The organism is Niallia sp. RD1 (assembly GCF_024219955.1).
Taxonomy (GTDB): Bacteria; Bacillota; Bacilli; order Bacillales; family Cytobacillaceae; genus Niallia; species Niallia alba.
On record NZ_CP100420.1, the window covers coordinates 1,010,530 to 1,029,945 of the forward strand.

Consider the following 19,416-nt stretch of genomic DNA (forward strand, 5'->3'; position numbering starts at 1 on the left):
GGAACTAACAGATGGTGATGATTCATTAAATACTAACATCCTTCTTTTTGAAAAACCAAAAAGTGATGATCATGATTATTGCATAGTAAACAAATAAGATACCTAAAGACATCGGCATGGTTACTGTTTCGATTATTTTATCTTCAAACAAGAAAATCGTTTGGTCTAAATGTGGGAACACTAACAATTTTAGCCATGCATACTTTTCAGCTAATGATTGAATAATTTGGCCAATTGTTGAGGATACAAACAATATAAATACCCCAACACCCACTGCAATTGCCTGATTTTTAAATAATGTCGATAGCATAAAGGATAAAGTTAATACAAACAATAATCCCGGTAAATAATATAGGATGCTTTTCAAAAAGAACGGCCCACCACTTGCTACAATCTGGTCAACTGTCCCAAAAACAAGCACTTTATCTTCAAAATTTCCTACTCCAAAGAAAACAATACTTACTAAATAGCCAACAAGCATTAAAAATGCAACTAAAATGGCAGTATATATCAATAAAGCAATATATTTAGATAAAAGGATTGCCCAACGTTTATACGGTCGAATCAGCAATTGCTTAATGGTTCCATCAGAGAATTCCGAGGAAACGCTGCCCGCGCATATAATTACCACAAATAAAGTTACTAGAGACTTCATGCCAATAACCATTCCATTCATATTGGACCAAGTAGTTGAATATGGACTGACATCCTGCTTTAAATTATTTTGATAATCTTGGATTTTCATTTCAATCGATTCTTTCGTATCATCCCAATCAAAATCTTTTCCACTTTCTATTAAACTATCCTCTGTCTTAGCTGTAGGCAGCTTCTGTTCCAGCTCGGTTATTTCCGCTTGCACTTTCGCTCGCCAGTCATCTCCTTTATATTGGGGAGTTATCTTCGTTTCCAAGAAACTTCCGCCAATAAGGGCAAATAAGAGAATGATCGGAAATATCCAGCTGTTTTTCTTTTCCCAAATCTTTATAAGTTCATTTTGTACTAATCCAATCATTTTGTTTCCTCCTCTCTCTTCTGATTGGTTATTTCTAAGAAGCGATCCTCTAATGTAGCTTTTACAACATAAATGCCGTATACGGCAACATTGTTCTCGACAAACAGCTTATTAACAAGAGGAATTGAATCTTTAGGCAGCTTCGCCATCAACTCGCTGCCTTTTACGGAGCTTTCTTCGACTTCATATTCACTATTACGAAGGAGTTCAACCGCTTTTTCCGGCGAGTCTAATTCAAACGTTACTTCCCTTACACTTACTTCTTCTTCCGAAACCGTTTCATCCATATTGGAGATATGAATTAATTTTCCCTTTTCAATAATCGCAAATCGATGACACATTAATTGCATTTCCGATAAAAGGTGAGAAGATACTAAAACAGAAATCCCTTCGCTCGCCAATAAATGCAAATAATCACGAAATTCGCGAATCCCTTGGGGGTCTAAACCATTTGTAGGTTCATCTAGAATAAGAAGAGCTGGTTTATGTAATAACGCCTGCGCAACCCCAAGGCGCTGTCTCATACCAAGTGAATAGGTCTTCACTTTTTGATGAATGGCATTTTCTAATCCTACTAGTTTAATTACTTCATTAAAGCGTTCTTCCGAAATTGGCTCTTTAGCCATTCTTGCATAATGCTTTAAATTCTTATATCCACTCATATATTTATAGAACTCAGGATTTTCTACGATCGCACCTAAGCTGCTCATCGCTTCTGAAAAATTCTCATCCACGTTATAGCTATCTATGACCACTTTTCCATTCGTTCTATTTATTAGATTAACAATCATGCGGATAATCGTTGTTTTCCCCGCTCCGTTTGGACCTAATAACCCAAATATCTCCCCTTTTTCCACAGAAAAACTAACATTATCAACAATGTTCCTGCCTTTAATTCTCTTAGTGAGATTTGTGACTTCTAATGCATTTAAGCTCATTTTTTTCTCCCTTCTATATAATTGCTCTAAAGTAGTTCCCTCTACCCACAAGATGTATTCCTTCACTTTCCGTATACTAATACGATTTTTTTCCAAAAAAGTTTCAATTAAATAAACTTTTTTGGAAATTTTTTTCTCCAATATGACAACAGACTGGCTGATTACATGTTTTTTCTAATGAGAGCAGGCCAAATTTGCTATAACTCTTAGGAAAAACAAATAAAAAAACCGCTCGCCTTTGATTTATTCAGAGGGAACGGTTGTGGCTATTCTTATAGAATTATTAAACAGTCGTTGTTGATAAATTGTTAATAAGTTCTTGAACTGATTTATACTCATAACCAAGATCTTTCGCTACTGGAGCAGAGGTGATTTGTCCAGCAAAAGTATTTACACCTTGTTTAATAGCGTAATTCGTTTCAATTGCTGTTACTGCGCCTAGATTAGCAATTTGAAGTGCATATGGCATTGTTACATTTGTTAAGGCAATCGTAGATGTTCTCGGAACAGCACCAGGCATATTTGCTACAGCATAATGCACAACTCCATGCTTCACATAGGTAGGATTATCATGGGTAGTGATATGATCTACTGTTTCAAAAATCCCACCTTGATCAATTGCCACATCCACAATAACAGAACCTGGAGCCATCTTCTTCACCATCGCTTCTGTTACTAGCTTCGGTGCCTTTGCACCTGGAATTAATACAGCACCAATCACCAAATCTGCATTCACTACAGCTTCTTCAATGTTTGCTGGGTTAGAAATAACAGTACTTAGGCTTGCACCAAATTGATTATCTAACTCTCTTAATCTTTCTGGATTTAAGTCTAACAGCGTTACATTCGCCCCTAAACCAATGGCGATTTTCGCTGCATTCATTCCCACAACTCCACCGCCAATGATGGTTACATTCCCTTTTTTGACACCAGGGACACCAGCTAATAAGATTCCCTTTCCTCCATGAGGCTTTTCTAAGAACTGAGCACCAATTTGAACAGCCATTCTTCCTGCAACCTCACTCATTGGTGTCAATAATGGTAATTTACCATTTACTTCAATTGTTTCATAAGCGATTCCAGTCACGCCATTCACCGTTAACGCCTTTGCTAGTTCCTGTTCTGCCGCTAAATGTAAGTACGTAAATAAAATAAGTCCTTTGCGGAAATATTGGTATTCTGAAGCGAGCGGTTCTTTTACTTTTATAATCATTTCAGCTGTATTCCATACTTGAGCAGCTGAGTCAATTATCTGCGCACCCGCCGCCGCATATTCTTCATCTGTAAAGCCACTGCCGATTCCTGCATTTTGTTCTACTAAAATTTCGTGGCCGCTATTCTTTAAATAAGACACACCGGAAGGAGTAATTGCGACCCTATTTTCATTGTTTTTAATTTCCTTTGGAATACCAATAATCATGAGAATTCCCCCTTGTTATAAAAACTAACACTAATTGTTAGTTGTCTTAATATTATAATAGGACGAATTCAGAAAATTATCTTTGTTAAAATTAATGAAACAAAAATCGCTCATTTGTGAAAAAACACAAAGGGGAAGGAGGATGACCAATTCAAATTATATTCTATACCTAAGTCTGAGTGAAGCCCCTCCGTACTTAATGGCTGACAACTAAAGAGACCCATCAGTTTGTAGATATGAAGAATCCTCTTAATTATTTATAACAAGATGATTTTCAAAGTACATATATTTAGTAATCCTTCTAAAAAGAATAACTAAAATATATAACATTCATTTTTGATTTCATAAATCCATAGTAGATTAATTAACGAAATACTGAAAATAATACAAAAATGTTATTACTAGTGAAATAAGCATAAAAATAATTTGTCCAATTATTACTGCATTTAACCTAAATATATAGGGTTTTATGGTTTCACCTTCATTACCTGTCCATGCTTTTGAATGAGCATTGAATCGATTGTTAACTTGATTAGAATACAGTGGTAATAACCATGAAATGCCTAAAACAAGGATACTTCCTAAGAATACTGTGTCGATGTAATTCCAACCAATAAAACATGAAACCAAATATAAAATAATAAATTCAACCGCTATAGTTATTAAAATTATTATACTCTTTTTCATTAGAATTTTATCCCCTTTTTTTATGTTATTTTGAAGTTACAAGTTCTTTCTCTAAGTCTTTGACTAAGCTAAGCTCATTCCACTTCATATTATAAATTCGGGTACAAATATCTTCCAAAAAGGATTCATCATGTGATACAATAATTATTAGTGATTTTTTTGAAGCTTTTGCAATAATTTTTTTAAGCAATTGAATAGACTTTGAATCTAAATTGTTCGTAGGCTCATCTAATAGATAAACTGGAGAAGTTCTATATAATAATCTAAAAAGTCCAATCAATTGCCATTGCCCTCCGGATAATTGTTTGCTGTTTTCATACCATTCTCCTAACATAGTTTTTATATCTATATCTTTATTAAATATAAATGAGTCCGGATCGTACGAATTTATATGTTCTACAACATTCCCCTTACTTAACTTTTTATAATCAGAAATTGCTATATTATCATTTAAGGTAAACTCATACCTCGGAGGATTTTGTCTTAAGGTTTGGCACAAATGGAGTCTTTTTTTTTCTGTTATCTCAGATGAATTAATACCATTAATAAATAAATCACCCGATGTTTGTTTTTTAATTCCTTGTATAATATCTATTAGTGTAGATTTCCCAACACCATTACTCCCTTTAATTCCTATTATAGTATTTGACTTAAACTCAAAATTTATATTTTCTATAATGGTCCTATCTCCAACTTTATAGCATAAATTTTCTGCAACTAACTTAACTGCATTAAAGCTTGACTCATTTTCACTTTCACCTTCCACTTCCTGCGTTTCTAAAAACTCTCTTAAGTTGTTAATATACAAAAGATCATTGTGAAACCCACCAAATGATAAGAGTAAATTTTGAACCCTTTGAAATATCATCCCTAGAGACTGTATTATTGACATTAAGGTCCCTATTAATATTGATCCTCCGAATACAAGAAGTATTGTTTTATATTGTGCATATGCTATTGTAATTACTCCGATTAAAGAAACAAGAATATTTGCAATCATAATTTTCCTGGTCAAAAATTTAGTTGGTTTATATATCTTATTAAATAAATTCTTATAAGAACTTATAATAAACCCCATAGAAAAGTGTTGAACAATCTCCTTTAAATAATCAGGTGTAGTAGATATAAATGATAAATAAAATTGCTTGCGGTTAATTTTATTTAATTTCCTTGACAATTCAAAATTCCTTTTATTATAGTAAATTTGGGTATAAGCAATAGGTATACTACTAAGAACTACAAGGACTGTGTATAAAGGTATGTAACTAAACAAATATGAAAAGGTAAATATAAATGTAACTATGCTTGAAAATATTGTTGTTGTATAAGTGAATAGAGAACCCAATTTTGTAGTAGAATTTGTTCTCAAAAAATGTAGTAAATCAATATTTTCATTAGAAAACAATAAAGGAAGACTTATTGAACCAGTTTTCCTCATTATTAGTTGAGTGACATAGCGGATTAACCCCCGAATTTTGGACAATAACTCTCTTATTCTTTCATTTCCTCAGTTTTTTATTTTATAGATTTCTTTCATTATTCTTCAAAAAGGCCATGTTGCTTGACATGGAGCCTCTGCGGGCATGATTCTCCTGCCAAGAAGCCAGCTGTTTTACAACATTGGCATCGCCGAACGAGGCTATCATGCCCGCCACTCCAAATCAAGCTGATGCTTTGAATGAATACATCCATTACACCCGAACCTCCTTGATCACCAATGAATCTTGTTTTTGATAGAATTCCTTTGGTGACAAATCTAGTATACTAGAATGCATACGTCTCTCGTTGTAGAACTCCATAAAATTCATGACTTCTTGATATGCTTCTGTGTAGGTTTCAAACTGCCATCTGGATAGGCAATCGTCCTCAAAAATGCGATGGAAAGACTCAATATGAGCATTCATATTTGGTGTTCTTGGTGGAATTCTTTCGTGCTCAATTTTGGAATCTTCACAAAACTTTTCAAAAGTATGGGAAATAAACTGCGGTCCATTGTCTGTTCGGATTACAGGTTTTTCCAATTCATCATATTGTTGGCGTTTTAATAATGCCCTTTTCAGTGTCTGTTTGACATCATCTCCAGTGCAGCTTAATCCCATATGATAGGTAATGATGCCCCTGTCATAAACATCGATGATGGACATGACAAAGAAAAAGCGATCCTCACCTTCGATAAAGCCATATTTAATGTCAGCTTCCCATAGCTGATTAGATCTTGTAATAATGCGATTTCTTGCTAGTTTCCTAGGGTATGAGACTTTCTTTTGGCGCTGTGGGCGTAAGATGCCCAATTCTTTACAAATCCGGTATACTTTTTTCTTGTTAATTTTAAGTTTGTATTTTCGCCTTAAGACCTTAGTGAGTTTGCGATAACCATAGTTATAGCAATCACCGGCAATCTCTTCTAGTAGAAATTCTTTAATCTGTTCGTCTGATATCTTTTGACCGTCCTCTTGGATCGAATAACCTGGTGCTGGACGTCCCTCACTTACTTTTTTCTCCTCAACACGATAATTCTTTTGATAATAGTATGTGGATCGAGGAATACCTATGATTTTAAGCACCTTTGAAATCGAGTAGCCTTTTTGAATCCATTTGTTAGCTACTTCATGCTTTTCAGCAAGTGAGGGTTTTTCTTTTTTATAAGATCCCTCAGGATCGCTATTTCAAGGTCTTTTTCACCTAATAACATTTTAAGTTTTTCATTTTCTTTGGATAATTCTTTGGAGTCTATATCTGGCAGCACAGCCACATCTACTTCACCAAATTTACCATCTTTGTATTCACGAACCCAGCGACTAACCATATTGGGATTCAGATCATACCGGCGAGCTACAAGGGTATTCTTCCCTGTGTCTTGGGCTTCCTTGATGACTTGTAATTTAAATTCTTTAGAATGTTTTATTCGTTTCATGATGTCAGCCTCCTTGGTACATTAAGCAGTATAATAAATATTACTCTTATTGTCCAAGTTCATTTTGGGGCTTATGAGCTATTTCATACACATTAACATCTAAAACACACCATTTTCACCCATTTTGTTTTTTGAATAATATTTATATTTTCATACTAAGGAAAATTTCACCTCACCCATTCCGGTAAATCTTGGTCCTATGCAAAAATAGTCTTGAAAATGAAATGAAGGGGAGATATAAAACTAATAGGATTCTTCGAATAGGAAATACTTCAATGCTAGTAATTTTTTTGATCAAATAATAAATCTACATCAAAGCCTTGCTCATTAAATTTAATAAAAAATTAAGAAATTCAAGGTAGTTAGAGTTTTACCTACCTTGAATGCGTGTACATATATCTTACTGATATGAAAGTTTTATTCCCTTTTACTTATTTTATTGTTCTTAAATTTAACACTTTATTTGTTCCAGCAGATCCTGGTCCTGGTCCAATACAACCAACAGTGTTGCAACCTCCAACTGAACCACCACCTGGATTCCATACGGGTGGTTTTGGATTTGTTCCACCTGGATCAACAGGACCAAAAGGAACTACTAAATTATTATCAAATCCAAATCCTAATCCTAATTGGTTCTCTTCATCAACAACTTTTAATGTTTCATCGTTTCTAATTGAGTTAGTTTTAGCCATATATTTTCTCCTCTCCTTCTCAAATATTCCCCAGTTAATATCCAGTTTTAGAAATATGTACAAGATAATTCTAACTCCATTATCAATTATTCGCTACCGTTTTATCTGAATATTCATTTTTTTATCTAATAGGAATCATAAAAAAAGTAGAAGTCTTCTTTCATTAATATGGAAGGATGTCTATATGATTCTTATCAACCACTGCTAGAAAGATATTCTTTTTTATGAAACAAAAACGTACTCGAATATAAGAATATTCTCATGAAATATCCTATATTCGAGTACGTCCCATTATATAGCATTTTTTACTATCACTCTAAAATTGAAATCTTCTTAAAAGCCCGAAAACATTCACTTACAAAAAGAAAACTTGAACGATGATATGAATCTAGTGATTAAATTATCATGTATTTAGGACATTCAAAATAGACTTAATATTTCAGATAGAAATTGAAAAATAAAAAATGTTGAATTTAGAATTATTCAATCAATTTTATCATTTTAATTATTCATATAATCTCCATTTTCAAATATCTCTTTAGCGCTAAGTGCAGTCCATTCCTCGGCTGTGAGATTGGGATTTAATTCTAAATAAGATTTCACAATTTTATATCCTTCGCTATACCCAAAGTCATAAGGTATTCCATTCCCTCCTAGTAAGATTTGTCGTGCTAAATTAGCGTCATTTTTTTTATACAGATTTGGTTGTATGAGTTCTTTCCAGTATATTTCTGTGTTTGTATTATATCTGATTGGAGTCCAAGTAATATCTGGATAAACTATTTTTTCAAACATAACTGCTTTTCCTTCCGCAACCAGGTTATCTAGCAAAGTCCAATTGTTAGATACTTCCTTATTCCAAAACTTCTCAGTATAAATGCTATGATGATATTCGTGAGCAATTAACGCTTTCAGTGATTCAACATCATAGTTCTCTCTATAGAATAGACTAATTTTTCCGGAACCTGTAGTGTAAGCAGATTCTGCATATTCACCGCCTTCTACAGGAAATACACATACATTAGTCGTTTTTTCTGAAGGTAAATAGTTTGAAGACTCAATCAATGCTTCTTTAATAGAATTATTTAACTGCTTTTCATCTATAGAACTTATAGTATTATTTATTTCTTTTAAGTCTTTAGGAGGCTGTATAGTATCCCTAAAGTGTTCACCACCTTTATAGCATGCATTATATATAGGATTAAGCACCTTTTGATTGAATATGGTAAATGAACTAGCGTCTGATTTCTGCTTCAATGCTTGTTCGTAATTTTCATATAATTTATAAACATTTATAATATTGAATTTCTGGCTCGTACTTGGATGGTGAAATGTATAAAAAAATTCTTCTTTGTTGGATTCTTCCTTTTCTACATCCTTGTTTTCACAAGAAATCAGTAAAATAATTGTAATCGTAATGAATAACATGTTTAATTTTCGCAAGACTGCCCCTCCTATTTATTTGTTCTTATTACTACAATTAAGAAAAAGGAAAATTTCTAATTTTATATTCTCCTATTTCTATTCTTTCTGCCAATGCATTAATTTTAAATCTAAGTAAATCATAAATTTTTGACTAGGCACCGACAAATCCACTTCCATGATTTCTACCATCCGCTTTAAACGATAAGTAAGCGTATTAGGATGGATGTGCAAACGTGCAGCTGTCTTTTGAATATTTTCACTTTCATCTAAATAAGCTTCTAAGGTTGCTAATAATTCTGTATGATGGGTTGAATCATATTTTTTTAGATTTCGAATGGCAACATTTTCCGATCCATCTTGTCTTCGTTTTTCTAAGAGGATATCTAAAAACTGATAGATACCTAACTCTTGGTAGTGAACGAATGCCCCTGCTTCCTGAGGGAATTTCTCACGTACCTCTAAAACAGTCCTCGCTTCTCTGAAACTCTTTGGTATATCTCGATACTGTTTGTAAATTCCTCCAAAGGACCCCCTTACTTCTTTAATAGAAAATCTTTCTTCTAGGTTTTGTTGAAAACTACTAATAAATTTTTTATAACAAGCAATAGAATCCCCGTTATCCTCAAGGGGAGTTGCCAAAATAATTAATTCGTTATCTTCTATAGTAGAGAAAGAAATTTTTACATCTTGGGATACCTTCAATAGATAGAGGATATGCTTTTCTATTTCCTTTGTAATCATTTTAGAAAACGGAAAAATCATCACCGTGAAGCAAGCTGCTGCAGGCATTCCCATTTCCTTTAATTTTTCGTCTATATCTGTCTCTTTCACATACCCAGTTAACATTCTCCAAAAAAATTCTTGATTGTCCTGTAAAGTAGGAGTTTTACTTGCAGCAAAGCGTGACAATAAATGACGCGCTACTGACGCCGCGTTCTCTAAAAACCCCATCTTTTCCTCTGTTAGAGGGGTACCCATTTCAATGGCCCAAATATATCCGATTACCTCCTCCCCTCTCCAAATGGAAACTGCCACCCGATTTCCAAGGCCGATTTCCTTTTTCTCTTTAATTCGAATTGGCTTTTTACTTTGAAGAAGCTGCGGAATCACTCCATCCTTCCATAAACGATTGATTACTCTCTCCGGAACCCTGCGGCTAATTATGGTAGAGATTCTGACCATATCCGTTTCTTCGTCATGACTGCTGTATACTAGCACACGATGATGAGGATCCTCCAACGTAATCGGACATCCTAATAATTCACTAACATGATCTACAAAACTTTCAAGGGAATCATACATATCCCTTCTAAACGGGTTTCGCGGCTCAGCTGTCATCCATCTACTCCTCTCCAAAATGCTTACTAAAATCGTTCAATCTTGTTATATCTTTATTTTATCTCGTTTATAACGCTTTCAACAATAAGAATCTTTAGAAGATTATATTCTTTCGGCCAAAACAGTGTCACTTCTCGTTTGCTTGTTCTCTCTAGTAAAAAGCATTAGAGGTTGTTTCCCTTTTATCTTTCCCCCAACAAAAAACCTTTCAAAAGAATTTACTCCTTTGAAAGGTCTGTCATGCAGGATTAAATTAGCCGTTTATTAGGCTTGTTTCCATTAATATCTTTGTTTCTTTTATCCTTTGCATATTATAAGATGATTCTTGCATTAATGTCTCATCTATATAAGCGGGATGTGTCATTACTTCAATGCTTTTTCCAAGTTCCACACGCTCTCCTAATTTTTCAAAATAATTCTCTGTAATTCCATCACCATAGAAATCATCAAAAAAAATATCGGTTAATATTTGAATATCCGTAAAATGAGAACCTGCATTTCTCACAGGTATCTCATACTTATCTGATAACCTTTTTATCACTGGATAGAATTCTTTTATTCCGTGCACATGATGATGACTATCTAAATGAGAAGGAGTAAGATTGGCAGCAAGGTATTTTTCAATTTGTGCTGTCCATTCTCTTTCTAAATCATCTAAGCTTATAGATTCTGGATCACCATATACCAATGTCTGCTTTTTAAAATTACCTGCTTCATCTACAAGTGTTGGAACATCATGTAAAAGTGGCCTTCCCCATGTTAATACAAGATGGACGCCAACCTTTAAAGAAGGTGTATCCTTTGCTAAAGTGATGGCATGCTTTGTCGCTTTTGCATTCATCATCATGGTTGTGGAAGTAACAATTCCCTTAAGATGGGAATCAACAATTCCATAATTGACTCCTCGGCTAAAACCAAAATCATCTGCATTAATGATTATTTTTGTCATGGATTCGTCTCCTTTAAAGCTAGTCATGTGTTTCATTCAGCATAACTCCGCTTTTACATACGAATACTTTCCTTTTCCGTGAAAAACTGTGGTAAATATTCCTTATGTGCTTCAAGCATCTCATCTAGGATCAGTTTAGCAATTCGATCGCTTGGGACAAGGGGATTAATGGTCATAGCAAGCAATGCTTTATCATAGTTACCGGAAATAGCTGCTTCTATCGCTACCCTTTCAAAGGACTTGATTTGGGTTACTAATCCTTGAACTGCTACTGGAAGTTCTCCAACTGCTATTGGCTTGGGACCATCCTTGGTAATTATACAGCTTACTTCTACCGCTGATTCATATGGAATTCCTGTAATGGCACCATGATTAGCAGTATTCACCGCTTGAATATCACATTTATCTGTATAAATGGAGCAAATTAAACGTACAGCAGCGTCACTATAGTAAGCTCCTCCGCGCTTTTCTAACTGAGGGGGTTTAATCGCTAATTCTGGGTCTTTATATAATTCAAACAACCCCTCTTCTAACTTCTGTACAACCTCTGCTCGCGTTTTCCCCTTTTCTGCTTCCTTTAATTCCTGGGCGAGCACATCTCCTGTTTTATAATAATAGTTGTGATAAGGGCAAGGAAATAAATTCAATCCTCTTAAAAACGAGGGTTCCCAGCCCATCGCGTGAATATTTTGCATCGTAATAGCCTTTTCCGGATCTGTGATTAACTTAATGACCTGTTCCTTTACACTTTTACCATCTATATAAACATCTAGACCGTAAACCATATGATTTAACCCTGCAAAATCAATTCTTACTCTGGCAGGATCAACTGCTAGTAAATCAGCAACCCCCCGTTCCATCCCGATTGGCACATTACACAAGCCAGCAACTTTTGTGATGCGACTGTGGCGAAGAACTGCTTCTGTTACCATTCCAGCTGGATTTGTAAAATTTATGAGCCAGGCATTCGGACAAAGCTCCTCCATTTCTTTCGCTATTTCTAAAATAACCGGAATAGTTCGAAAAGCTTTAAATAAACCTCCAGGTCCATTTGTCTCCTGTCCGATGACTCCATACTTCAAAGGAATTTTTTCATCAAGTGCTCTTGCAGCGAGCTGACCGACTCGTAATTGTGTTGTAACAAAATCCGCTCCCTCCAGAGCCTTTTTTCGATCCAGCGTAAGAAGAATATCAATAGAAACTCCCGCTTTCTTTACCATTCTACGCGCAAGCTCCCCAACAATTTCTAACTTTTCCTTTCCTTCCTCAATATCTACCAGCCAAATTTCTTTAACTGGTAACTCGTTATGATATTTAATAAAGCCTTCTATTAGTTCCGGTGTATAGCTTGAGCCACCTCCAATAGTTACAATTTTTAAACCGCGACTCATTCTACCGACCCCTTTCTCGTTGTCTGTTGCATACACTCCTGCCGTAAATCAATTATTTCAACCGCAAGATCCTTCAATGTCATTGCATTCATTAAGTGATCCTGTGCATGAATAAGAATAATCGGAATCATAAATTGATCTCCGCCGGCTTCAAGATGGAGTAATTTGGTCTGGATTTTATGAGCCTCCGATAGTTCTGTTTCCGACTCTGTTATCTTCTTTTTGGCTTCAGCAAAATCCTTTTTTTTCGCGTCTTGAATTGCTTCCATCGCAAAGCTTCTCGCATTTCCACTATGTAATCAGCTGAAAGGAGAGTTGGTATAATTCTTCCTTATTCATGTTTGCACCCTTCTTTCCTTTAGAGACTAACTGAATCCGAATCTTTCGTAAGCTCTGTTTTATTTTTGGAATCAATTTTTACTTGTGCATAAACAAATGGTAAATAAACAACTGTTGATATCAGTAAATTTAATGCTGCCAAACCAGCTCCCCAAAAGCTTCCCCCCGTCGCTAAGTACCCGCCAATTATCGGTGGTGTAACCCATGGAATCTTAGCCGTTACCGGTGGAACGATGCCATACTGCACAGCAAGATAAGAAATGACAGTTGTAATAACTGGCCCAATTACAAATGGAATAAACCAAATAGGGTTTAAGACGATTGGCAAACCAAAAAGGATTGGTTCATTAATTTGGAATACCCCAGGCGCCCCGCCAAGACCAATCATTTGTTTATACCGTTTTCTCCCTGCAATTATCATCGCAATAATTAATCCTAAAGTAGCACCTGATCCGCCCAAGTAAACAAATGCATCTAGGAAGGATCCAGCTAAAATATGATATTCTCCTAATGCTTGAATTCCTGATTGAGCTAAATCAATGTTTTCTGCTCCTGTTTTTTCAAATAATGGTGTCGTAATCCCACCTAATATGTTTGGACCATGAAGTCCAACCATCCAGAATAAATGCACTAATAAAACAATTAATACTGCAAATGGAAGGGAATCAACTGCATTTGTTAATGGAGAGACAATAACCGTATTTAACCAATCATTTAGAACTTTTCCATCTGTTATCATTCTGAAGATAACGCCAAACACGCCAACTAGAAAAATAGTTCCCATACCTGGTACTAATTTAGCAAAGGATTTTGAAACAGCCGGCGGTACTCCATCTGGCATTTTAATGATTAAAGCCTTGATTATCGATAAGCGCAAGAAAATTTCTGTAGCGATTATCGCTACGATAATAGCAGTAAAAAGGGCAGTGGCATTGAAGTAATTGACAGATACTAGCCCCCAGACTCCACCTGCAACTGTTTCAGTAGCGGCTTCATCTATTGGTAACGTGACACTTGCTGTTTGGGGCAAAAGTAAAAAGAAACATGCAGCAGAAATAAGCATTGCTTCAAACCCCTCATCCCCATAGGATCTAGCTAATTTATAGGAAATCCCAAAGACTGCAAATACAGAAAGAAAAGCAAATGTTCCAAACCATATGTCCCCGCCCAAAGTCGACCAGTTAGCTCCGAATATCGCTTCCATCATTTTTCCATAAGGGGGAATAATTTGACCGAGATTATTAAAAAGTACAGCAAATGAACCTACAATGGTAATAGCAATCATTCCAATTAACGTATCCCTGATAGCAAGCAAATGTCTTTGGTTGCCAAGCTTTAATGCAAAAGGCATAATATATTTTTCAATAAATCCCATCATCTCTTTATTCCCCCTTTATTAAAGCTGCGGCATGTTCTAACACTTTTTCACCATTACATAATCCATAGTCCTGTGGATTAATTGTTGCAACTGGAATTTCTCTTTGGTCGCCGGCCTTTTTTACTTGTGGTAATAGAAATCGTACTTGAGGACCTAACAAAATAACATCAGCATTCTCTATCTCGTTGTTCACTTCTGAGGCTGCTATTGCCCAAATCTTGCAGTCTATCCCTTTGTTTCTGGCACTTTTCTCCATCTTTGAAACTAATAAACTTGTAGACATTCCGGCTGAACAACATAGTAAAATATTCACTATTCCATCCCCTTTTAATTGATAGATTATTCCGATATTTTTCTAAAATTTTTTCCTTTCGTACGTCTTTTTATCAGCCACCCTTCTTAGGAAAGTAGTAACATCTTATATCCATATTGTAATAACAAATATAATGTATTTCAATACAAATTTATTTGTTACTACAAATTTGTTATTTATTTGCTTATTAGGAATAGAAAAGATATTCTATATTTAGGGACAATATGGAGGGAAACGATTGTGGAAGAAATGAACAAAGATGCTGCGCTACACTCGATTGTAAAAGAGTCCATTATCGACATGATTAAAAGCGGCGAATATCAACCAAATACTAAATTACCAACCGAAGCTGAATTTTGTAACACATTCGGTGTCAGCAGAACAACGATTCGCACAGCCCTTCAACAACTAACAGTTGAGGGCTATGTTTATCGAGTACAAGGGAAAGGTACCTTTGTAGCCGAAAATAAAATCAAACAATCTTTAACTAGTACAGTAGAGCAATTCTTTGAACAAATTACTTTGCAAGGGAAAGCCCCGTCTATCAAGGTGCTTCAGCTGAAGGTTATTGAAGCGACCGATTTTCTAGCCAAGCAATTCAATCAAAATATAGGGGATCCCGTTAACTGCTTAGAACGCATGCGCTATGTAAATGATGCTCCACTACAATATGAAATCTCTTATCTGCCTTGGCACAAGGCACCAGGATTAGATAGCGCTGCTTGCGAAAAGTCTTTATACAAAATGCTGGAAACGAAGTATAATATAAAAATCCGCAAAACAATAGAGCACTTAGAATTAGTTTTAGCAGATGACACTATTTCTAAGAAATTGGAAATTCCTGCAGGATCCCCTTGCTTTCTACTTGAAACCTTTGCTTATGCAGAAGATGAAACTGCCATTGAATATTCCAAAACTATTTTCCGAGGAGACAGAGCACACTTTGTTATTGAGCGGAATTATTGAAGAAGGCAATCAAAAGAGGCTGGGACAAAACTAGATAGCCAATCTGTAAAGACGAACAATCTCTAATTTATCTCTTAAATAAAGGTTCCTTTTATACAATGGTTATTTATGTTTTTAAATATAGTCAAGTGTAAAAACTAATTCATTCCATTGCGCTACAGAAACACGATTCGCCGGGGAGCAACCTAAGCCTCCTCGGCTAAAGCCTGTGGGGTCTAAAGATTGCTCTACTTCCCGCAGGAGTCGAGTGTCCTCCGCTCCATTCCACTCTGTTTTTAAAGGCAATTCCCTAAAAAATATTGTTTTTTTAGAAAAAATGAATTAGTAGGAAATATGGAGCAGCCTGAATACACGTAGACTCCTATGGGAGCTGCGAGAAAGTCCGAGACCCTGCAGGCCAGAGGCCGAAGCGGCTCGGCGCTCGCCCCATGGAAAGCGAAGTGTATTCAGGCTGCGGATATTAACACTAACTGTACTGAAACAGCCTTTTATACAACTAATAAAACCCGAACAATCATTTAGGATTATTTGATAGTTGTTCGGGTTTATCTATGACTGGCATACTTATGTCCCAGCCTCTTTTTGTTCCAACTGTTTTTCCTCTATTCTCTTCATTCTAACTTCCCTTTCCCAGCCTTCTCCCTCGCTTAGTTTTCCACAATAAATCCACAGAACATCTTTTCTTCTACTAAATATCACCTGATTTCTACTTAGTTTTCCACAAATACAATAAAAATTACCTATGTTATCCACATACTATCCACAAAAAGACCGGTTATCCCATAAGTATGTTCTAACCGGTCCTTCATCTATTATGCTGCTAATTTTGAGTTAACATTTGAATTGATTTTATTTTTACTAAACGACTTACTAAGATGACACCAATGATGGATCCTGCAAAACTGCTAACAGCAAAGGATGGCAAATAAAAGAGAGCACCCGTTTTTGTCCCTAAGAAAAAAGATGCATATGGTACTGCCACTAAGGAGGCGATGACGCCTGTTCCAATAAATTCACCTAAAGCTGCAAAGATTGGCTTAGCTGTTTTATGAAATAGATAGCCTGCCAAAAGTGCACCTATCATACTTCCCGGAAATGCTAATAAGGATCCCGTTCCTAATAGGTTTCTTAACAAGGAAGTAGCAAAAGCAATGATAACTGCTGGAACCGATCCAAGTATTGCTCCCGCTATTACATTTAAAGCATGCTGAACAGGATATGCCTTGGCAATACCTGCCGGAAACCATACTAAGGTTGAGCCATATGTCCCAATTGCCGTAAACATGGCCATAATCACCAATAATTTAATTCTTTTCATCGTAATTATTTCCTCCACTCAAAATAGTTTTAAGCATGGAGACTAAGCAAACCTTCTATTGACTAGACCCAAAAGGCTTACAGGGCTATTAAACGACGGCTTTTCACAAACTAAAAAAGCCAGATCTAAATAGACCTGACTGCTAAAGTCAAAAGAAATAGAGTGAATCCGCTACTTCCCTACGCTGGTATGATCCAGATCAGGTCGTTAGGGTTAAAAAACGAATTTGTTTTTCTCTCAGCCACCAACTGGCACCCCTAGTAGTCCATATATGCTTATAGCTTCATTTTAACTTATTTCATTTAGGACGCAAAGAATTATTCTTATTGTTTCTTGGACAATTTATCCACAAACTGCATATCGATTAATTCTTCGTATTTATAGCCTTCCGTATAGACACCCGTTTTCTCGACAACATCCATTGGTTTTGCAACAGCTTCCTCTGAGATGTAACCGTCCTTGCTCCATAACTCATCAGCATAAGCACGATCCAAGGATGCTTGTAGAATCTCATCCGATGTAGTTGGAAATTCTGCTTTTAACACTTTCATGGATAGGTCTGGGTCTTCATCCACCTTCTTAAGTCCTTTTAAAACAGCTTTTACAAAGCTCTCCACAACTTCCGGCTCTTTCTCAATTGTGGATTTTTTTACACTGACAACAGAATAAGGATAGTCTCCCAAACTGGCAAAACTGTAGAATGGCTCTTTCCATGCTCCCTTTTTCATTCCTTCTGTGATTTGCGGTTCTCCACCATTAGCAATATCGGCATTTCCGGATTCTACAAGGGAAACTACTGCACTGGCATCAGCTGGTTCTTCTAACTTCACATCTTTTTCCGGATCTAAACCTAGCTCCATTAACAGCCATCTAGTTAAAAGATTGGGACTACCACCATAGCGCCCAGCTGCAATAACTTTTCCTTTTAAGTAAGCTGCCAGCTCTTCATCGTTTGTACCATCAATCGTTTCCTCTGAGTTTCCCATCAAATAAACATTAGCGCGGTTAACGACGTTTACTACTGACTGAATCGGATCAGAGCTTCCTAAATTGGCCATTTGCACAGAATCTGGTCCGCCCATAACACCCCAGGCATCACCACTAACAACGGATGTAACATGGGCACCTCCTGTTGCTGTAATGACTTCTACTTCCAATCCCTCTTCTTTAAAATAACCTTCTTCTATGGCAACATACAGTGGAAGATAGCCGATCAAATGTACTGGCTCTGAAATAACAATCTTCCTCAATCCATCCTTCGTTCCCTTTTCTTCTTTTGAAGAACATCCTGCAAGGATTAAGACGAAACTAAGACACATAAGCAGAAAAAGCCTCCACTTTTTCAAGGCAAAGCCCCCTTTTTCATATATGAATAGAATGGGAAATTTAGTAGTAGATAAGAAAATGAAAATGAACCAGAAGTATATTGCGGATAATGGAAATACATATTCTATTTCATATATATGGAACATTTTTCTCTTTATGTTCTTTTCAAAGGGGAAAATATTTTATTCCGCATTTCTTCCTCGCAAAAGAAGCTTTTCTATCCATACTGTAGCAAAGTACATCACAATCGAAAGAATAGACAGCACAGCTACGCCCACCCAGACAAGATTGATATTCATAATCTGCCCAGCATATAGGATCATTCGGCCAATCCCTTGTCTAGAGCTGATAAATTCCCCGACAATTGTACCAGCCAATGCTAATGCTATGTTAATTTTCAAACTGCTTACAATCCACGGCATTGTCGTTGGTATGACAACTTTAGTGAAAACATGCCATTTCTTTGCACCAAGGGAATACATTAATTTTTCTAAATCTTTATCTACTGCCTTCACTCCACTGTAAGCGGCAAGAGCTGTTGTAATAATAGTCATCATAAAGGCAAGAACTACCTTGGAGCTAAACCCTATTCCAAATAAAATAACAAGAACTGGTGCAAGAGCTAGCTTCGGTACTGCATTAAAGGCAATTAAATAAGGTTCTGAAATACGTGCATAATAGTAAGACCACCAAAAGGAAAGTCCTAATAGGGCGCCAAAGAAGGTTCCTAGTCCAAAACCAAAGATAGTCGCACCAGAGGTATATAATAAATCACTCCATAAAGATCCTTCTGTCCAAGCTATATAACCCGTCTTCCATATTGTTGATGGACTGCTCCAATAATACGAATCAATTAGTTTCCACTTGGAAAGCAGCTCCCACGCAAGGAGAAATATAATTCCAAAGCTCCATTGCCCAATGCGAGTAAATTTCCTTTTTCTTCGGGCAATGACCTCATCATCCTCTATATAAAGAACCTTCGTTTTATCCTTTGATTCCATCTCTCCATT

At 36.0% G+C, this 19,416-nt stretch carries 18 protein-coding genes and 1 riboswitch; of the genes, 1 reads left to right on the top strand and 17 read right to left on the bottom strand.

From position 1 onward, the window contains the following. Window positions 1–25: 25 nt before the first annotated feature. From NKG37_RS04755 to NKG37_RS04815, 14 genes are all read right to left on the bottom strand, one after another. Window positions 26–1,012 (bottom strand): ABC transporter permease, encoded by a 987-nt coding sequence (locus NKG37_RS04755; protein ID WP_254415891.1) that lies wholly within the window; start codon window positions 1,010–1,012, stop codon window positions 26–28. Then, window positions 1,009–1,950 carry an ABC transporter ATP-binding protein gene (locus tag NKG37_RS04760; protein WP_047941032.1) on the bottom strand — a complete coding sequence of 314 codons (942 nt, stop codon included), beginning with the start codon at window positions 1,948–1,950 and terminating at the stop codon, window positions 1,009–1,011. Before NKG37_RS04760 ends, NKG37_RS04755 begins: the two co-directional genes overlap by 4 nt. Before the next feature lie 283 nt (window positions 1,951–2,233). After that, window positions 2,234–3,370, bottom strand: a complete 1,137-nt coding sequence (ald, locus tag NKG37_RS04765) for an alanine dehydrogenase (RefSeq protein WP_254415892.1) — start codon at window positions 3,368–3,370, stop codon at window positions 2,234–2,236. A gap of 712 nt (window positions 3,371–4,082) precedes the next feature. Further along, the gene (locus NKG37_RS04770) at window positions 4,083–5,234 is read right to left on the bottom strand and encodes an ATP-binding cassette domain-containing protein (protein ID WP_254415893.1); all 1,152 of its coding nucleotides are present in this window, start codon (window positions 5,232–5,234) and stop codon (window positions 4,083–4,085) included. 343 nt (window positions 5,235–5,577) lie between these two features. After that, complete coding sequence (locus NKG37_RS26020; RefSeq protein WP_263479876.1) at window positions 5,578–5,703, bottom strand: hypothetical protein; 126 nt, start codon at window positions 5,701–5,703, stop codon at window positions 5,578–5,580. A gap of 45 nt (window positions 5,704–5,748) precedes the next feature. After that, window positions 5,749–6,971, bottom strand: a protein-coding gene (locus tag NKG37_RS04775; RefSeq protein WP_101729927.1) for an IS3 family transposase whose coding sequence is annotated in 2 segments (ribosomal slippage) — window positions 5,749–6,683 and window positions 6,683–6,971 — 1,224 coding nt in all. Because the reading frame shifts where the segments join, the coding sequence is not laid out codon by codon here. Window positions 6,972–7,402: 431 nt separating this feature from the next. Continuing rightward, window positions 7,403–7,663, bottom strand: coding sequence for a hypothetical protein (locus NKG37_RS04780; protein ID WP_254415894.1), 261 nt, complete (start codon window positions 7,661–7,663; stop codon window positions 7,403–7,405). 501 nt (window positions 7,664–8,164) lie between these two features. Then, complete coding sequence (locus NKG37_RS04785) at window positions 8,165–9,106, bottom strand: DUF2268 domain-containing putative Zn-dependent protease (RefSeq protein ID WP_101729905.1); 942 nt, start codon at window positions 9,104–9,106, stop codon at window positions 8,165–8,167. Between the two features lie 78 nt (window positions 9,107–9,184). Beyond that, window positions 9,185–10,426, bottom strand: coding sequence for a PucR family transcriptional regulator (locus NKG37_RS04790; protein ID WP_095258254.1), 1,242 nt, complete (start codon window positions 10,424–10,426; stop codon window positions 9,185–9,187). A 253-nt stretch (window positions 10,427–10,679) separates the two neighbouring features. After that, window positions 10,680–11,375, bottom strand: coding sequence for a chitin disaccharide deacetylase (chbG, locus tag NKG37_RS04795; RefSeq protein ID WP_047940827.1), 696 nt, complete (start codon window positions 11,373–11,375; stop codon window positions 10,680–10,682). Window positions 11,376–11,428: 53 nt separating this feature from the next. Further along, the gene (locus tag NKG37_RS04800; protein WP_047940828.1) at window positions 11,429–12,766 is read right to left on the bottom strand and encodes a 6-phospho-beta-glucosidase; all 1,338 of its coding nucleotides are present in this window, start codon (window positions 12,764–12,766) and stop codon (window positions 11,429–11,431) included. Beyond that, window positions 12,763–13,035 (bottom strand): PTS sugar transporter subunit IIA, encoded by a 273-nt coding sequence (locus tag NKG37_RS04805; RefSeq protein WP_367976404.1) that lies wholly within the window; start codon window positions 13,033–13,035, stop codon window positions 12,763–12,765. Before NKG37_RS04805 ends, NKG37_RS04800 begins: the two co-directional genes overlap by 4 nt. Before the next feature lie 89 nt (window positions 13,036–13,124). Further along, window positions 13,125–14,483: a PTS sugar transporter subunit IIC gene (locus NKG37_RS04810; RefSeq protein ID WP_254415895.1), complete on the bottom strand. Its 1,359-nt coding sequence runs from the start codon at window positions 14,481–14,483 to the stop codon at window positions 13,125–13,127. A gap of 4 nt (window positions 14,484–14,487) precedes the next feature. After that, on the bottom strand, window positions 14,488–14,796 hold the full coding sequence (locus NKG37_RS04815; protein WP_254415896.1) for a PTS sugar transporter subunit IIB: 309 nt from the start codon (window positions 14,794–14,796) through the stop codon (window positions 14,488–14,490). Between the two features lie 249 nt (window positions 14,797–15,045). Between NKG37_RS04815 and NKG37_RS04820 the strand changes: the two genes are divergently transcribed. Further along, window positions 15,046–15,762 carry a GntR family transcriptional regulator gene (locus tag NKG37_RS04820; protein ID WP_254416366.1) on the top strand — a complete coding sequence of 239 codons (717 nt, stop codon included), beginning with the start codon at window positions 15,046–15,048 and terminating at the stop codon, window positions 15,760–15,762. Between the two features lie 820 nt (window positions 15,763–16,582). On the opposite strand, the gene thiW is transcribed toward NKG37_RS04820, so the two are convergent. The 3 genes from thiW to NKG37_RS04835 all read right to left on the bottom strand — a co-directional run bounded on the left by thiW (window position 16,583) and on the right by NKG37_RS04835 (window position 19,407). After that, entirely contained in the window at window positions 16,583–17,080 is a 498-nt protein-coding gene (thiW, locus tag NKG37_RS04825) for an energy coupling factor transporter S component ThiW (protein ID WP_254415897.1), read from the bottom strand. A 159-nt stretch (window positions 17,081–17,239) separates the two neighbouring features. Beyond that, window positions 17,240–17,349, bottom strand: a riboswitch (TPP riboswitch). A 54-nt stretch (window positions 17,350–17,403) separates the two neighbouring features. Continuing rightward, window positions 17,404–18,426 carry an ABC transporter substrate-binding protein gene (locus tag NKG37_RS04830; protein ID WP_254415898.1) on the bottom strand — a complete coding sequence of 341 codons (1,023 nt, stop codon included), beginning with the start codon at window positions 18,424–18,426 and terminating at the stop codon, window positions 17,404–17,406. A gap of 162 nt (window positions 18,427–18,588) precedes the next feature. Then, window positions 18,589–19,407 carry an ABC transporter permease gene (locus NKG37_RS04835; protein WP_061796938.1) on the bottom strand — a complete coding sequence of 273 codons (819 nt, stop codon included), beginning with the start codon at window positions 19,405–19,407 and terminating at the stop codon, window positions 18,589–18,591. Between the last annotated feature and the right edge of the window lie 9 nt (window positions 19,408–19,416).

Excerpts from the sequence above, each read along its gene's own strand:
- NKG37_RS04755 (WP_254415891.1), bottom strand. The coding sequence starts at position 1,012 with ATGATTGGATTAGTACAAAATGAACTTATAAAGATTTGGGAAAAGAAA.
- NKG37_RS04760 (WP_047941032.1), bottom strand. The coding sequence starts at position 1,950 with ATGAGCTTAAATGCATTAGAAGTCACAAATCTCACTAAGAGAATTAAA.
- ald (WP_254415892.1), bottom strand. The coding sequence starts at position 3,370 with ATGATTATTGGTATTCCAAAGGAAATTAAAAACAATGAAAATAGGGTC.
- NKG37_RS26020 (WP_263479876.1), bottom strand. The coding sequence starts at position 5,703 with ATGATAGCCTCGTTCGGCGATGCCAATGTTGTAAAACAGCTGGCTTCT.
- NKG37_RS04780 (WP_254415894.1), bottom strand. The coding sequence starts at position 7,663 with ATGGCTAAAACTAACTCAATTAGAAACGATGAAACATTAAAAGTTGTT.
- NKG37_RS04790 (WP_095258254.1), bottom strand. The coding sequence starts at position 10,426 with ATGACAGCTGAGCCGCGAAACCCGTTTAGAAGGGATATGTATGATTCC.
- chbG (WP_047940827.1), bottom strand. The coding sequence starts at position 11,375 with ATGACAAAAATAATCATTAATGCAGATGATTTTGGTTTTAGCCGAGGA.
- NKG37_RS04800 (WP_047940828.1), bottom strand. The coding sequence starts at position 12,766 with ATGAGTCGCGGTTTAAAAATTGTAACTATTGGAGGTGGCTCAAGCTAT.
- NKG37_RS04805 (WP_367976404.1), bottom strand. The coding sequence starts at position 13,035 with ATGGAAGCAATTCAAGACGCGAAAAAAAAGGATTTTGCTGAAGCCAAA.
- NKG37_RS04810 (WP_254415895.1), bottom strand. The coding sequence starts at position 14,483 with ATGATGGGATTTATTGAAAAATATATTATGCCTTTTGCATTAAAGCTT.
- NKG37_RS04820 (WP_254416366.1), top strand. The coding sequence starts at position 15,046 with ATGAACAAAGATGCTGCGCTACACTCGATTGTAAAAGAGTCCATTATC.
- thiW (WP_254415897.1), bottom strand. The coding sequence starts at position 17,080 with ATGAAAAGAATTAAATTATTGGTGATTATGGCCATGTTTACGGCAATT.
- NKG37_RS04835 (WP_061796938.1), bottom strand. The coding sequence starts at position 19,407 with ATGGAATCAAAGGATAAAACGAAGGTTCTTTATATAGAGGATGATGAG.